Raw genomic sequence first — 15,656 nt, forward strand, 5'->3', positions numbered from 1 at the left:
CGACTGAGGCTTCTAATGGTGGTCGGTGAAGAGGGATTCGAACCCCCGACCCTCTGGTCCCAAACCAGATGCGCTACCAAACTGCGCTATTCACCGACATCAACAGCGGTTCTCTACAAACCACCATTTTTAAATAGTGGTCGGTGAAGAGGGATTCGAACCCCCGACCCTCTGGTCCCAAACCAGATGCGCTACCAAACTGCGCTATTCACCGACATCAACAGCGGTTCTTTACAAACCACCATTTTTAATAGTGGTCGGTGAAGAGGGATTCGAACCCCCGACCCTCTGGTCCCAAACCAGATGCGCTACCAAACTGCGCTATTCACCGACATTAACAGCGGTTCTCTACAAACCACTATTTTTAATAGTGGTCGGTGAAGAGGGATTCGAACCCCCGACCCTCTGGTCCCAAACCAGATGCGCTACCAAACTGCGCTATTCACCGACATTAACAGCGGTTCTCTACAAACCACCATTTTTAATAGTGGTCGGTGAAGAGGGATTCGAACCCCCGACCCTCTGGTCCCAAACCAGATGCGCTACCAAACTGCGCTATTCACCGACATTAACAGCGGTTCTCTACAAACCACCATTTTTAATAGTGGTCGGTGAAGAGGCCAATTCAAGGTCTTAGGGAATCCCCCGACCTCTGGTCCGCTATATCTCAAAACCCTGAGATGCGCTACCAAACTACGCTATTCACCGACATCAACAGCGGTTCTTTACAAACCACCATTTTTAAATAGTGGTCGGTGAAGAGGGATTCGAACCCCCGACCCTCTGGTCCCAAACCAGATGCGCTACCAAACTGCGCTATTCACCGACAATTGTAAGGCTTTACCTTACCGCTCAACAGCAGTGTCGCTGCTGAGGTGGCTAATAATACTCCCCAGAACGAATTTCGCAAGGGGTGGAAAAGAATTTTTTTCGTTTCCATAAATAACTGCTCATTGTTGTAGCAACAACGAATAAAAAGTGATCAGGCGCGCACCGAAAGGCACATGTTAACAACAACTTTTACACCATTGATCTAGATCATCATAACAAAGTGCTTTCATTGCGTATCTTGATACCACCCCACTAGCGAAAGGATGCAACTATGGATTTCTGGTTAGACCTCTTATTCGGCAATGCCGTTGGCCTCTCCTCTATCCTTGTCATTTTTGCCGCTTTGGGGTTAATGCTTTTCTTTGGCGGTTACTTTGTCTACAAAGTTCTGTCATCCCCAGCTCCTCACTAAAATGCCATAAGCAAAGCAATTTGCTGTTTTCCAGGGCCATATATCGGTAATGGCCCTGATTTTCTTTGGCCTTAGCGACCAATTTTACGAGATCCCGAAAAAAGAAGGGGCTGACACACTCACCAAGGGCAAGTTGTCTTGAAATTGCTTGGGTATATAATCACACCATCACCTTCAAATTTTCTTGTAACACCATGTCTGAGAATGATGAACTCGACCTATTTCGAGCAATGATGTCCGATGTTGCGCCTATCAAACAGGACAAAATAGAGACCATTCAAAAACACCAAGTCAGCGATGCCCAGTTAGCCCGCCAGCAAGCCGCCCAAAGCTTATCTGACGGCGACCCAGAATATCTATCGCTGGACTATGCAAAAATGGTCAAACCCGACGATATGTTGGAATTCAAACGCAGCGGCGTACAAGACGGGGTCTTCCGTAAGCTCCGGCTGGGCAAATACGATATCCAAGCCCGCCTCGATCTACACAAAAAAAGCCTTCGAGATGCCCGAGATGAAGTGCTGGGCTTCCTTCGCCAATGCCAACGGATGGATCTCCGAGCCGTCATGATTGTCCATGGCAAAGGGGAGAAATCGAATCCGCCCGCATTGATGAAAAGCTATGTCTCCACATGGTTAGAACAAATCGACGATGTTATGTGCTACCACTCAGCCCTGCGCCAGCACGGCGGTAACGGCGCGCTTTATGTTATGTTGAAAAAAAGCCCGGAGAAAAAACTCGAGAACCGTGAGCGCCACAGCCAACGCCGGGGCTAAAACCACACCAAACAAAAAGGAGCCAACGGCTCCTTTTTCATATCGCAACCAAGCAGTAGGCTACACCTGAATAACCACCCGCAATGCCAGTAAAATCAGCACAACACCTGATAGACGGTCAATCATTTTTGCCCGCGAGCGCAATGTCTCCAAGACTTTGGGACTGGATAGAACAACGGCAATCAAGGTATACCACAAACCATCCACGGCCAAAGGGGTCGCCACAATGATCGCCCGGCTGCCGAACTCCGTCCCAACGGCAACATACTGGCTGAACAAGGCGAGAAAGAAGAGTGCCAGTTTGGGGTTCAATATCGATATCATGGCTCCGTCACGAGCCGCTTCCAGCAAGCTAGCCGGTTTGCCCGCCGCCAGTTTCGCTGCCACCCCGCCTTGAGAACGCAGCGCCCTGATCCCTAGATAAGCGAGATAGCCAGCACCGGCATACGTGATCCCCTGAAATAATAGTGGGGACTGTTTTAGCACAACCGCCAACCCCAGCAAGGTGATCAACGCATACACCCCAACCCCGGCAGCATGAGCCCACGACGTGACAATACCATGCAGCCGCCCTCCGGCCAGGCTATGCTTTGCCACTACGGCCAAACTCGGCCCTGGCGACATCGCCCCAAGCAAACAGACTGCCAACAATGACAACCAGATACTCACTGTCATGAAAACCCCTTATTTTTTATAATCCCGGCGAAACAACAACACAGAGACAACGTGAATGGGGAAACAGTAGCAATATGACGCTATGATGAGAAATCAAAAGAAATCATCAGGCTCATGAGCTCTTTTCATAAGCAAGTTTAGATGCAGGCAGGCTGAATAGAGTACATCGACTGGCGCATTACCGACAAAACCTGCTGGCGAAACCAACTATGGGCAGGGTCGATATCAAAACGCGGGTGCCACAATAGCCAGTAACGGTGCTCGGGAACCGGCAGAGGCAAGGAAGTATGGGTAATAGGGAAAAACGAGGCCATATTACGCGCGATGTGTTCTGGCAGTACCATGAGCATATCGGTCCGGCACAGCGACTGGAAAGCCGCATTGAAAAACGGTACCGAGACCTGAATCCGGCGGGCCATGCCCAGTGCCTGCAGTTCGCGGTCAACAAAGCTGTCCTTGTCTCCCCCCGCCGAAACTCTTATGTGGCCGTAAGCCACAAAATCCTCGAGCGACACCGTCCTGCCAGCCAACGGATGGTCCTGGCGCATGACACAAACCGGCGAATCACGGCCTATCGCCGCACCGCACACCCCATCAGGGATAGCAGGTAGCATCGTGGAAAAAAGCTGGATATCCGAGTCAGCCAGTTGCGGCAACAACTCCGGTGACCACAAGCGATATTGCAGCGCCAAGCACGGCGCTTCGCTTTCCATCAGGGCAACGATATCGGGGAAAATATACTGGGCGACATAATCCGACGAGGCCATCACCATCGGCCCCTTCCAATGGGACGGGGAAAACGCGTCCCCAACCAACAATGCCTCACAACCACAGAGCAACTCAGCAAGTCGCGGCATCATGGCCTCAGCCTTGGGGGTTGGCAAGAGGCGGTTACCGTCCCGGACCAGCAGGGGATCGCCAAAAAGCTCCCGCAACTGCATCAACTGCCGGCTGACTGCCGACTGGGTCAGGCACAGGCGCTCGGCCGTACGGCTGACATGGCATTCCTGTAACAAAACATGCAAGGTTGCCAACAGGTTGAGGTTGATTTGATGAAAGGCGACGGCCATCGTAGCAAGATTACAGCTTGGCGACCGCAGCCATCTGGCCACCGGTCAATAGCAACAAGTCAGCCGGGGCAAGCTCAATTTCCAACCCTCGGCGCCCGGCACTGACACAGATCGTATCAAATTGCTGGGCTGACTGATCCAAAAACGTTGGCAGGCGCTTCTTCTGACCTAACGGGCTGATCCCACCAACAATGTAACCCGTCGTCTTCTCGGCAATGGCCGGATCAGCCATATCTGCCTTTTTGCCCCCCGCCGCTTTCGCTGCCGCTTTGAGATCAAGCATTCCGACAACAGGCACAACCGCCACAGCAAGCTTTTTAGGGTCGCCATTCAAGGCGAACAATAGTGTTTTAAAAACCTGCTGTGGATCTTGCCCTAAAGCCTCTGCCGCTTCCAAACCAAAGTTCGTATTCGCAGGATCGTGCTCATATTGGTGAACTTGGTAATTGATCCCTTGTTTCTTCGCTAATTTTATCGCCGGAGTCATACTGATACTTCTCTTTTAACGGTTAATACCAATCTAACGAATCAGATTAGTATTAATCATACGCTTTTCACGCCATAAAAAAACGGCTCCTATAAAGGAGCCGTTCTACTGAAATTAAGCTAAGGCTTATTTGTAAAGAATTTCACCTTTTGGTGCAAATGCGTTTACGTCAATTGGACTGTTGCTTTCAAGAAACTCTTTCAGTACTTCAGCATCAACAAATCCCGTATTCACATAACCGGCATGGCCACTGATTTTAGGGTAACCGTCACCGCCTGCGGCATTGAAGCTAGGTACCGTGAAGCGGTAAGTCTCTGACGGGTTCAGCGCCTTGCCGCCAATCTTCACATTGCTCACCTTGCCGTCTTTAACGGTCATTGAAATACCGTAGAACTGGGCATAGGCCCCAGAATCAACCGGCTTGGTTGCCACCACATTCAAGTAGTCCAAAACCTCAGCGCCGGTCATATCGGTATAGGTCACAATATTGCCAAACGGCTGAACGGTCAGAACGTCCTTGTAGGTAATGTCGCCCCCCGCAATGGAGTCGCGCACGCCGCCAGAGTTCATCACGGCGAAGTCGGCTTTTGCACGCTGCATATGGGAAGCGGCAATTAAGCGCCCCAGGTTGGTCTGCTCGAAACGAACCACACTGCGATCACCCTCAAGCTTGCCGTTCGATTCAGCAATCTTGATATTTAACTGATCTTGGCCGCGTTCCTGATAAGGCTGCAAGAACGCCTTTACATCAGTATTTTCGGCAATTTCATCTTGAATGAACACGCGCTTGCTGCTGCCGTCATCAAGCTTGATTTTCTTCTTCAAGTTCACAGGGATTAGATTGTAGCTCACCATTTTCAGTTCGCCGTTTTTGAATTCAAAATCCGCACGGCCAACATATTTGCCCCACTCATGGGCCTGTACAATCCAAGTACCATTCTGCTGGTCTGGCTTACATTCATCACCAGGTTTGAAGTTCTTGTTGTACATGTTTGGTCCTTCCATGCACACAGGCTCCTGTGAGTGACCGCCCACAATCATATCCAGATCACCTTCGTCCAGATAACGGGCCAGAGCGACATCACCCGGGGCATTCACCCCACGGTTACCATTTTCGTAATGGCCCATGTGGGTTGCAGCAATGATCACATCCGGTTTTTCCGTTTCCTGAAGCTCGGCAATCAGCTTCTTCGCTTCCGCTTTCGGATCACGGAACTCAACCCCGCCGATATACTCCGGGTTGCCGATTTTGGCCGTGTCTTCGGTCGTCAAGCCGATAACGGCAATCTTAAGCCCTTGCTGCTCAAAGATTTCATAGGCTTGGAACATCCGCTTACCGGTTGCCTTGTCGTAAATATTGGCAGAAAGCATCGGGAACTCCGCCCACTCTTCCTGCTTGCGCAGAACCTCTATCGGGTTATCGAACTCGTGGTTACCCAACGCCATCGCATCGTAACCCAGCATGTTCATACCCTTGAAGTCAGGCTCTGCATCCTGCAGATCGGATTCAGGTACACCGGTATTGATATCCCCACCAGAAAGCAACAATGCCGTCCCGCCTTCTGCCGCCACATCAGCGCGCAACTGGTCAAGCAGCGTCTTGCGCGCCGCCATGCCGTATTCGCCATATTGGTTTTGCCAGAAACGACCGTGATGGTCATTAGTATGAAGGATGGTTAGCTTATATGTGGTATCCGCCTGCCAAGAAGGTTGTTGTGTGGTTTCGTTTTGGCTAGCGCAGCCAGAAAGCGTAGCCAGTACCGCAGCCGCCATGGCTGTGTGGGCAAAAAAGCGTTGCTTCATGGGGGTTCCCTTTTACCTGATTATATTAAGATTTTCCGACCAAATCGGTATTACAGGAGCCAGTTTAAATTATTTGCTGATCAGTGTTGTGTAGTTTTCACTAATATGTTGACCAGATCACCATACTGTTAGCAAAAAAATACAATCAACATCGTCAGCGCACAAAAAAGCCCCACCGAAGCGGGGCTTTGAATGCAAAAGCAACTACATGATGATTACGCGGTCACCGCTTGCCGTGATGGATGCTTAACAAAAACAGCGACAACAGCGGCAATCGCCAAGAAGAAGCAATAATAAGAGTGAGTCACCACTTCCAGAGGAGAAAGAGCAAATACCGACCCCAGCAACAGAGCCTGAGCCCCGTACGGCAACACGCCTTGGACCACACACGAAAAGATATCGAGCAAGCTCGCTGAACGACGCGGGGTGACACCATTCTCATCAGCCAGTTCGCGGGCAACACCGCCTGAAACAATAATCGCAACGGTATTGTTTGCCGTGCAGCAGTTAGTCATGCTCACCAAGCCAGCAATACCCAACTCACTGGCACGTAGATTCTGTCCCTGACTATGCCCTTTGCTGAACACACGGATCACTCGGCTGACAAGTTGGGTCAGGTAAGCCAAACCACCCTGCTGACGCATCAGCTCACCAATACCGCCAATCATCATCGACAGCAAGAAAATTTCCTGCATGTTACCAAAGCCCGCATAGATATCTTTGGCGTAACCTGCCAAGCTGTAATCCGCCACGGATACCAGGCCAATCCCCCCCGCCAGCAGAATACCGATACTCAACACAACAAAAACATTCAATCCTGATACCGCCAGCACCAAAATCGTAATATACGGCAGTACCTTCAGCCATTCGATCTCGCCAGTAGCAGGTACTTCACTTGCGGTACTGCTAAAGAGGAAAAGAAGAATGGCGGCTACAGCAGCAGGCAAGGCTATACGGATATTCTCTCGGAACTTGTCCTTCATCTGGCAGCCCTGAGAGCGGGTTGCCGCAATCGTGGTATCAGAAATAATCGACAGGTTGTCACCGAACATCGCACCGCTCAATACCACACCCGCCGTCAATGCCACGTCCATACCGGCTGTCTGGGCAATGCCAAGGGCCACCGGGGCTACTGCCGCAATGGTACCCATCGAGGTCCCCATCGCCGTCGCGATAAACGCCGAAATCACAAAGATACCCGGCAGGATCATGCTAGCTGGCAGTAATGATAGACCTAGGTTCACTGTGGCATCCACTCCGCCCGTTGCCTTGGCAACCGAGGCAAATGCGCCGGCCAGAAGATAAATCATGCACATGGCAACGATATCGCCATGACCAACCCCGCGTAGGAACTGCTCGATAGCCTTATTGAGTTTCTCTTTACTCAACAAGATAGCCACCACAATCGCAGGCAGTGCCGCGACTGGTGCTGGAAGTTGGTAAAACGCAAAGTCAACGCCTTGCAAAGTCAAATAGGTACCCACCCCGATAAACAGGAGAAGGAATATTCCCAGAGGGAGTAGCGCTAATGCGCTCGGTGCCGGCTCGCCAGCGGAAGATTGTGTTGTGTTTGGCATGATGACTACTGGACATCTTATAAAAAATTTTATTTAGACTAAGGGTTCATATTGAGCGAGTCAACATCTAGACGTCTAAACATCCAAAAAACATAACGAGACACAGATATACCATTTCAACAACCCTGTTTCTTTTGGCGTATTTTTATTGCAAAAGACGACGTCAGAAAGTTGGCGAGTCAATTTGGATACTCCGTCCCTATCGTTCCATAAAAAACGGTATAACTGGTTGTTTTCAAAATAGCCTTATCACACCTCCATTCTCACCGAGAAAACTGGCAATTTATTGACACTTTCCCATAGGGAATAATAAGCAAAAACCCTTATTTATCATAAATTTAAGACTAATGATAAATATGTCAATTTACCGTGCAAGCACCAAATTTTGACTATAGAATCCGCTCCTGCAACTTTTCTCCAGCTACCCATAAAGAGCAAGCAATGTCGTTATCACTCAAACAAAAGCTCATTGGTGCCAGCCTGTCTGCCGTCGTGCTCATGGCTGCGACATTAACCTGGATCGCCGCCGATCAGCTGTTCCAACAAAACCGTGCCGGGATCTACGCCCGTGCCGAAAGCCTTGCCAATGCCACCAGCGAAAGTATTGGCGATGGCCTTAATAGCCACAAACAAATTGCCCAGGCCGTTATTGACTACACCAATACACCCGACCCTATTACATACCTGCAACTGGCAAGAGAATCGGCTGGATTTGACGATATCTATTTCGGCACCGTCGACGGTAAGATGATCCGCTCTCATCTTGATCGTCATCGCGATGATTACGATCCACGTACCCGTCCTTGGTACCAAGATGCCAAGCAAGCAGGTAAGCAAATTGTCACTCCAGCCTACCGCGACGCCATCACCAATGCCCTACTGGTCACCGTCGCCGAGCCGGTTTTCCGTAATGGCGCTTTTGCCGGTGTCGCTGGTGCCGACGTGCTGATTGACAACCTTATCAGCAGTATCATCAATATGAATGTGGGCACCAATGCCTATGCCATGCTCATCAACCGGCAGGACAAGACCTTCCTCGCCCACCCCGATCAATCTCTGATCCTGCAGCCAATCACTCAGCTAAGTGATTACCTGGACATGGCACGTATCCAAGAGGCGCTTGATCTTGGGCTGATTAAAACCACCACAATCCACGGTGCCGACAAACTGGTTTACTACAAAAACGTGCCCAATACTGATTGGATCTTCGGTATTGTTATGGATAGAGAGACTGAACAGGCCGCACATAGTGAACTCCTCCGCCAGCTGATCATCACATCTATTGTTATTACCCTGCTGGTCATCGGTGCTGTGACCATGCTGGTCAACTACCTGTTCCGCGATCTTACCCGGGTATCGGATGCGCTGGCCGAAATCGCCACCGGTGAGGGTGATCTCACTCAACACCTAGAACCACGCAGCAATGACGAAGTCGGCATGCTAGCCCATAACTTCAACCGCTTTGTCGGCAATATGCATAGCATGGTCTCCACCCTCAACGAGGTCTCCCACGCATTAAGTCAACAGGCCATTGCCACCGCGTCGCAGGCTGAAGAGCGCAGCACCCGGATCCAACACCAGCAAAACGAAATCAACCTCGTTGCCACGGCCATCAACCAAATGGCCGCCGCAACATTGGAAATCGCCGATAACGCCGATAATACCGCACGTACTGCGGGCGATACCGTCACCGTATCCAATCACGGCGCGACTCAAGTCAGCCAAAGCCAACAATCCATCACTGGACTCGCCAGCGAAGTCGATTCCGCAACAGGCGTAATCGGTGAACTTAACACCCACGCTCAAAGCATCAATACCATCTTGTCGACGATCCAAGGCATTGCAGAGCAAACCAACCTGTTAGCCCTTAATGCCGCTATCGAAGCAGCCCGGGCGGGTGAACAAGGTCGTGGTTTCGCGGTCGTCGCCGATGAGGTTCGGGTACTTAGCCAGCGAACTCATGCTTCAACGCAGGAGATTCAGCAGATGATCGAAACGTTGCAGCAAACAACGGGCCGCGCAGTGGGGATAATGGAAGATAGCCGTCGTTTGGCCGAAACCAGCGTCGATGATGCTAATGCCGCCTCTGCGAGCCTGTCTCAAATCAGCAGTGCCGTCGGCAACATCAGTGACATGGCAACCCAAATCGCCTCTGCCGCTGAGGAGCAATCATCGGTGACAGCGGAGATCACCCGCAATACCGAAGGCATGCGTGATGTCTCCAACGAATTAGCCATCGAAGCGGACGAAGCCGCCAAACAAGCCGCCGAACTGTCGGAACTATCCCATCAGTTGCAGCATGAGATAAACCGCTTCAAATTGTAATAAGAGCATCGAATCAACAAACAGGCAGAATTCTCTTCTGCCTCAAGCCTTGGCCTGCCATGCAAGCCAAGGCTTATTTTTATGCCGCTCAGAACAGCGAGAACAACAAAGCCGACACCGACAACGCACCGGTTATCAAAACGAAGTAGGTACTGAACTTACCGCGATACTGCTTCAGCGCTTCCACCTTGTATACGGCCAGCATTGGCATGATGAACAGAATCATCGCAATCACCGGGCCTGAAAGCGCTTCCATCATCCCCAGAATGCTAGGGTTAATGATTGCCGCAATCCAAATTGCCACGAACAGAAAAGCAATACCCATTCGATCACGCTTCTTATCACAAGGCACTACCGATGATAGCTGCTTGTGCATCATCCCATTTAGGCTTTCGCGAGCCCCCATGAAGTGCCCAAGAAAAGATGACGAGATAGCAATAAACGCAATCAACGGGCCAAGCGCAACAATGAACGGGCTATCATGGATATTGGCCAGATATGACAATACCGAGACATTCTGTGCTTTCGCTTCCTGCAGCTGAGCCGGAGTTAAACTCAATACACATGAGAAAACAAAGAACAGTACAAACACAATCAACATGACCGAAGTGCGCTTGAGGATCTGCTCGCTCTTCACCCCGGCATTATCGCCATAGTGGCGACGCTGAACATGGACAAAGCTAGAGATTGCAGCCGCGTGGCTGAATGCGAAGACCATAACCGGTACCGCCAACCATAGCGACACGGCAAACGTGCCAGCATCCATGCCCAATTCCAAGCTAGGCATCTGCCATGTCGGCATCAAATACAGTGACAAACCAGCCAGAATCGCCGCCAGCGGATACACGATGATTTCAAAGGCGCGCAGCATCACTTTCTCGCCCGCCATCATGACGGCAATCATTGAAAAGACCAGAACCCCAGACAGCACAAAGCGGGGCGGGCTCGCCATCCCAAGCTGGTTGACGATAAAGCTATCTACCGTGTTGGTCAGACCAACGCCGTAGATCAACAAAATAGGGAAAATAGAAAGGAAATAAAGCAGTGAGATCATACGTCCGGCACGAACACCAAAGTGCTCTTCGACCACATCGGTGAAATCGGATTCCGGACGAGATGACGAAAGTACAAAACGAGCAAGTCCACGGTGCGCCAAAAACGTCATCGGCCCAGCAAGCAATGCCATAATCACCAGTGACCAGAAGCCTCCGATCCCCACGTTGATCGGCAAGAAAAGAATACCGGCACCGACCGCCGTACCGAACAGGCTCAGCATCCAACTTGTGTCATGCTTGTTCCAGCCTAGTTTGTGCTGGGTACCCACCATTTCGGTCGGCTGTTGAGATATAGCCACGTAAACTCCTCGTGCTACCAGATTAATGTCGCAAGGAGTATGCATAGGCAGAATTAAATTCTCAAAAATCAAACAAGGCAGTTATGACTTCTGAGAAAGTGTCATTTTAGGGATAAAAACCATGCAATATCACTAATGGCCGGATATCCTACGACATAGCAAAAGTCTGTTAGTGAGATGCACTAAATTTTCACATCGCCGTTTTTTTTGTGATCGGTAGCTTTTTTGCACAAAAAAACAGCGCCCCGGGGGAATATCTCCCCCCGAGGCGCTGCAATAGCAGTCATCGATAATGCCCTTACGGGCCGATGCCTTATTTAATCTCGATAGCCTCGAAGCCCTTGACCAAATCATCAAGCTGCTTCAGTTGTGCTAGGAATGGCTCTAGTTTGTCCAGCGGGAACGCCGATGGGCCGTCACAACGTGCCATGTCAGGATTCGGGTGAGCTTCCATGAACAAACCGGCAATGCGGGTTGCAAGACCTGCACGGGCAAGATCCACCGTTTGCTCACGGCGACCGCCAGACGCGGCACCCAACGGATCGCGACACTGCAGGGCATGGGTCACATCGAAAATGATCGGGCTGCCCTTAGAGGCTTTCTTCATCACATCAAAACCAAGCATATCGACAACCAGGTTATCGTAGCCATGCAGCACACCGCGCTCACATAGGATCACCTGCTCGTTGCCGCATTCAGCAAACTTCTCAACGATATTGCCAACTTGGCCAGGGCTCATGAACTGAGGTTTCTTGACGTTGATAACCGCACCGGTTTTCGCCATTGTCTCAACCAAATCAGTCTGGCGAGCCAAGAAGGCCGGAAGCTGAATCACGTCAACCACATCGGCAACAGGCTGTGCCTGATATTGCTCGTGGATATCGGTAATGATCTTAACGCCGAATGTATCTTTCAGTTCTTGAAAGATCTTCAGCCCTTCATCCATACCAGGACCACGGTAAGAGTGAACCGAAGAGCGGTTCGCCTTGTCGAAAGACGCCTTGAATACATATGGAATGCCAAGCTTGTCGGTCACTTCAACATACTTCTCACAGATCTGCATCGCCAAATCGCGAGATTCAAGCACATTCATACCACCAAACAGGACGAACGGCTTGTCGTTAGCCACTTCAATGTCGCCAACGCGAACAATTTTTTGTTCCATCATCATCTCTCTTATGTTGCCTTTTCAGTGTAAGGTCAAAGGCATCTTGCTTAATTCTTCAACTTGCAACTTAAGCAGTTCCGCCGCCGGATCCTGCGGGCACTGCTCGATAAAGTATTCGAAATCCATCGCGGCAGCATGATCGCATTCCAACTGCTGGTAAATAAAACCACGATCGCGGATCTCATGCGGATCCCCAGGGCGGAATGTATCTAACACCACATCGCTGCAACGCAATGCTTCTGCAAATAACCCTTCGCGCAAAAACGAGCTCTTCATCACCGTCAACCAACGGGCAAGCACGTCACTGTTACTGGCAAGGGTAAAATATTCACTACGCAATTCGCTAAATGGCCCACGATGGCCCTTCAGCCACGCACCCATCGTACGCTTGCTGACAAATTCGCCGTCAAATGGGTTAATGTACTGTGCCTCACGCTCAGGCCAGTCGACCTTGATAACGAATTGCGTGGGGAAGCAGATCCCGGCAACCGGTAATTCCAACCGATCAGCAACATAGAGGAACAGCGCCCCAAGACTAACCGGGATCCCGCGCTTGCGCTCAAGCACCTTGTCGAGATAGATATTCTCTGAAGAGTAGTACTGCTCGTGGTCACCGGCAAACCCCCATTCGCGGTAGAACAGGCGGATTAGGCCCTCAAGCCGCAGATAGGCATTCGGCTCATCGAGCAGGGCATGCTCGGCTTCCTGTGCCATTTTCTCAAGCTGGATCTTGACCCAGCCGGCAGGAAAACCGGGGGCAACCGCTGCTGTGATCTCAAGTGCACCTTCAACCAGCGGCACCAACTCCAATTCTTGCTCAGTAAAACGTAACATGATTAACCTAGGAACGACATTTTGGTCATCGCAATTTTAGCCGCGGCCATCAACCAGCCTAGTGCGCCAAAAAATGCGAAGGTTTTTAATACCTTGTTGCTACCCACTTTCAACGTGAAGTAACCCAGAGCAATATAGGCCAGCACACAACTCAGCTTCTGGGTCATCCAGCCGCCAGCAGGGGTGAAGGGCCAAAAACCCGTGATAAACATCAGCGCCACCCCGCTCAGCAGGAGCACGGTGTCAACAACATGCGGGGTAATTTTGAAAAACTTCTTATCGCTCCAGCTGGAGTTGACCATCATCAGCCCGTAGCGTACCACGAACAGCAGCACACTCAGCGCAATCGCCACAAGATGAAGGTGTTTAACTGCAAAATACATATTTGTGCCTCTCTATCCTTGCCAGCAACCCATGGTTACTCGGTCCAGTCCCGCGTAATCCTGTGCTGTAGCTACTTCTGCATAGCCCAACGAATGTAATATTTCCCTAACCGCCTCGCCTTGCTCGAATCCATGCTCCATCAACAACCAGCCTCCGGCAGACAGGTGCTTACGCCCCTGCTCGCTGATCACCCGAATATCAGCCAACCCATTGTCTTCGGCCACCAGCGCGCTTTTCGGTTCGAAACGCACATCACCTTGGGCAAGATGGGGATCGTGCTCATCGATATAAGGCGGGTTGCTGACAATAACCGCAAATTGTTCATCATCGGCAAGTGGGCTGTACCAACTGCCTGATAAAAAACGGGCATTGGGAATATGGAGGTTAGCCCGGTTCGCTTCGGCCAATGCCGCTGCTTCTGGACGCAGGTCGATTCCGCTAACCATGATATCACGGCGCTCGGAAGCCAGAGCCAATGCAATTGCACCGGTCCCCGTCCCCAAATCCAACACATCACACGCATTCGCGGGGATTTTGTCCAGTGCCAGCTCAACCAATCGCTCGGTATCAGGGCGTGGGATCAAGGTATGCGGCGCGACCTTCAGCGGCAATGACCAGAACTCGCGCTCGCCAATGATATAGGCCACTGGCTCGCCAGTCAGGCGGCGGGCCATCAAGGCATCGAACGCCGTATACTGGGCTGGCTCCAGCGTTTTCTCAGGCCATGTCAGCAAGTAGCTGCGCGGCTTGTCTATCGCATGGCACAGCAGCACGGCCGCGTCGATATGCGGGCTCTCAGAGCCCGCCTCCGCCAACTGCTCAATGGCTTGCTTGAGCAGCGCATCAATCGGCAGCCACATTAGTTCTGCTCGGCCATCGCTGCTAGCTGGTCAGCCTGATGCTCAACCAGTACCGGCTCGATCAGACCGTTCAGCTCACCTTCCATCACCTCGTTCAAACGATAGATAGTCAGGTTGATACGGTGGTCTGATACGCGACCCTGTGGGTAGTTGTAGGTACGAATACGGTCTGAGCGATCGCCCGAGCCCAACAGGTTGCGACGGGTGCTTGCCTCTTCAGCATGACGCTTTTCTTCTTCGGCCTGAATAATACGCGCCGCCAACACAGACATCGCCTTAGCCTTGTTCTTGTGCTGCGAACGTTCGTCCTGACACTCCACAACAATGCCGGTTGGCAAGTGGGTAATACGGATCGCCGAATCGGTGGTGTTAACGTGCTGACCACCCGCGCCCGATGCACGGAAGGTATCGATCTTCAGATCACCGGCATTGATCGCTGGAATTTCAGCCTCTGGAACTTCAGGCAGTACCGCAACGGTACAGGCTGAGGTATGCACTCGGCCCTGCGACTCCGTTGCAGGAACACGCTGAACACGGTGGCCGCCTGACTCAAATTTCAAAATACCGTAAGCGCCTTCGCCATTCACCTTGGCGATCATTTCTTTGTAGCCGCCCTGCTCCGAGTGGTTGGCATTCATAACCTCGATGCGCCAGCCGCGAGATTCAGCAAACTTGCTGTACATGCGGAACAAATCACCGGCGAAAATACCCGCCTCGTCACCACCGGCTCCGGCACGGATTTCCACGAAACAGTTACGCACGTCGTTAGGATCTTTCGGGATCAGCAGAACTTGAAGCTCGTCTTCAAGGCGCTCAATTTCCGCCTTGGCTTCCTTAACTTCCTCCTGCGCCATCTCGCGCATCTCAGGATCGTCTTCGTTGGCCATCTCCTCTGCGGTCGCCAAATCCTCTTTGGCTTGCTGGTAGGCCTGGAAGCACTTGGTCACTTCCTCGAGTTGTGAATACTCACGGGAAAGCGCACGGAACTTGTCCTGATCGCCAATGATGGCAGGATCACTCAACAAATGCTGGACTTCTTCATAACGCTCAACCAGCGTTTCCAATTTCACTAAAATCGAAGGTTTCATATCGGTTTCTAT

General features: G+C 51.2%; 14 protein-coding genes and 6 tRNA genes. 3 read left to right on the top strand and 17 right to left on the bottom strand.

The genetic code is table 11. The features are described from left to right. Window positions 1-19: 19 nt before the first annotated feature. The 6 genes from ACSF8X_RS14135 to ACSF8X_RS14160 form a co-directional block, all read right to left on the bottom strand. Window positions 20-96, bottom strand: a tRNA-Pro gene (locus ACSF8X_RS14135). A gap of 41 nt (window positions 97-137) precedes the next feature. Beyond that, a tRNA-Pro gene (locus ACSF8X_RS14140) sits at window positions 138-214 on the bottom strand. Window positions 215-254: 40 nt separating this feature from the next. Beyond that, window positions 255-331, bottom strand: a tRNA-Pro gene (locus tag ACSF8X_RS14145). A gap of 40 nt (window positions 332-371) precedes the next feature. Next, window positions 372-448, bottom strand: a tRNA-Pro gene (locus ACSF8X_RS14150). Between the two features lie 40 nt (window positions 449-488). Next, window positions 489-565 (bottom strand) — tRNA-Pro (locus tag ACSF8X_RS14155). A gap of 184 nt (window positions 566-749) precedes the next feature. Then, window positions 750-826: transfer RNA gene (locus ACSF8X_RS14160), tRNA-Pro, on the bottom strand. Between the two features lie 276 nt (window positions 827-1,102). Here ACSF8X_RS14160 and ACSF8X_RS14165 point away from each other — a divergent pair. Continuing rightward, window positions 1,103-1,243 (top strand): DUF3149 domain-containing protein, encoded by a 141-nt coding sequence (locus ACSF8X_RS14165; RefSeq protein ID WP_047881122.1) that lies wholly within the window; start codon window positions 1,103-1,105, stop codon window positions 1,241-1,243. A gap of 194 nt (window positions 1,244-1,437) precedes the next feature. Then, a complete protein-coding gene (smrA, locus tag ACSF8X_RS14170) occupies window positions 1,438-2,019 on the top strand; it encodes a DNA endonuclease SmrA (protein WP_047881121.1) in 582 nt (193 codons plus the stop codon). Between the two features lie 60 nt (window positions 2,020-2,079). Here the strand turns inward: smrA and ACSF8X_RS14175 are convergent, their stop codons facing one another. The 5 genes from ACSF8X_RS14175 to ACSF8X_RS14195 all read right to left on the bottom strand — a co-directional run bounded on the left by ACSF8X_RS14175 (window position 2,080) and on the right by ACSF8X_RS14195 (window position 7,631). Beyond that, a complete protein-coding gene (locus ACSF8X_RS14175; protein ID WP_047881120.1) occupies window positions 2,080-2,694 on the bottom strand; it encodes a LysE family translocator in 615 nt (204 codons plus the stop codon). A gap of 137 nt (window positions 2,695-2,831) precedes the next feature. Then, window positions 2,832-3,764 (bottom strand): LysR family transcriptional regulator, encoded by a 933-nt coding sequence (locus ACSF8X_RS14180; RefSeq protein ID WP_500850275.1) that lies wholly within the window; start codon window positions 3,762-3,764, stop codon window positions 2,832-2,834. 10 nt (window positions 3,765-3,774) lie between these two features. Continuing rightward, window positions 3,775-4,251, bottom strand: coding sequence for a Cys-tRNA(Pro) deacylase (gene ybaK / locus ACSF8X_RS14185; RefSeq protein ID WP_047881119.1), 477 nt, complete (start codon window positions 4,249-4,251; stop codon window positions 3,775-3,777). A gap of 126 nt (window positions 4,252-4,377) precedes the next feature. Further along, entirely contained in the window at window positions 4,378-6,054 is a 1,677-nt protein-coding gene (gene ushA, locus ACSF8X_RS14190) for a bifunctional UDP-sugar hydrolase/5'-nucleotidase UshA (RefSeq protein WP_047881118.1), read from the bottom strand. A gap of 215 nt (window positions 6,055-6,269) precedes the next feature. Then, complete coding sequence (locus tag ACSF8X_RS14195) at window positions 6,270-7,631, bottom strand: Na+/H+ antiporter NhaC family protein (RefSeq protein ID WP_047881117.1); 1,362 nt, start codon at window positions 7,629-7,631, stop codon at window positions 6,270-6,272. Window positions 7,632-8,072: 441 nt separating this feature from the next. Between ACSF8X_RS14195 and ACSF8X_RS14200 the strand changes: the two genes are divergently transcribed. Next, the gene (locus ACSF8X_RS14200) at window positions 8,073-9,956 is read left to right on the top strand and encodes a methyl-accepting chemotaxis protein (protein WP_500850277.1); all 1,884 of its coding nucleotides are present in this window, start codon (window positions 8,073-8,075) and stop codon (window positions 9,954-9,956) included. A gap of 88 nt (window positions 9,957-10,044) precedes the next feature. Here the strand turns inward: ACSF8X_RS14200 and ACSF8X_RS14205 are convergent, their stop codons facing one another. The 6 genes from ACSF8X_RS14205 to prfA all read right to left on the bottom strand — a co-directional run bounded on the left by ACSF8X_RS14205 (window position 10,045) and on the right by prfA (window position 15,644). Then, complete coding sequence (locus ACSF8X_RS14205) at window positions 10,045-11,283, bottom strand: SLC5/6 family protein (RefSeq protein WP_047881125.1); 1,239 nt, start codon at window positions 11,281-11,283, stop codon at window positions 10,045-10,047. Between the two features lie 340 nt (window positions 11,284-11,623). After that, a complete protein-coding gene (gene kdsA / locus ACSF8X_RS14210; protein WP_500851194.1) occupies window positions 11,624-12,478 on the bottom strand; it encodes a 3-deoxy-8-phosphooctulonate synthase in 855 nt (284 codons plus the stop codon). A 21-nt stretch (window positions 12,479-12,499) separates the two neighbouring features. Next, window positions 12,500-13,312 (bottom strand): SirB1 family protein, encoded by an 813-nt coding sequence (locus ACSF8X_RS14215; protein ID WP_500850278.1) that lies wholly within the window; start codon window positions 13,310-13,312, stop codon window positions 12,500-12,502. Between the two features lie 2 nt (window positions 13,313-13,314). Continuing rightward, window positions 13,315-13,695 carry a SirB2 family protein gene (locus tag ACSF8X_RS14220; protein WP_500850279.1) on the bottom strand — a complete coding sequence of 127 codons (381 nt, stop codon included), beginning with the start codon at window positions 13,693-13,695 and terminating at the stop codon, window positions 13,315-13,317. 12 nt (window positions 13,696-13,707) lie between these two features. Next, window positions 13,708-14,556 carry a peptide chain release factor N(5)-glutamine methyltransferase gene (gene prmC, locus ACSF8X_RS14225; RefSeq protein ID WP_500850280.1) on the bottom strand — a complete coding sequence of 283 codons (849 nt, stop codon included), beginning with the start codon at window positions 14,554-14,556 and terminating at the stop codon, window positions 13,708-13,710. Continuing rightward, on the bottom strand, window positions 14,556-15,644 hold the full coding sequence (gene prfA, locus ACSF8X_RS14230; protein ID WP_500850281.1) for a peptide chain release factor 1: 1,089 nt from the start codon (window positions 15,642-15,644) through the stop codon (window positions 14,556-14,558). Before prfA ends, prmC begins: the two co-directional genes overlap by 1 nt. Window positions 15,645-15,656: the final 12 nt, after the last annotated feature.

This window comes from Photobacterium panuliri, assembly GCF_059920555.1.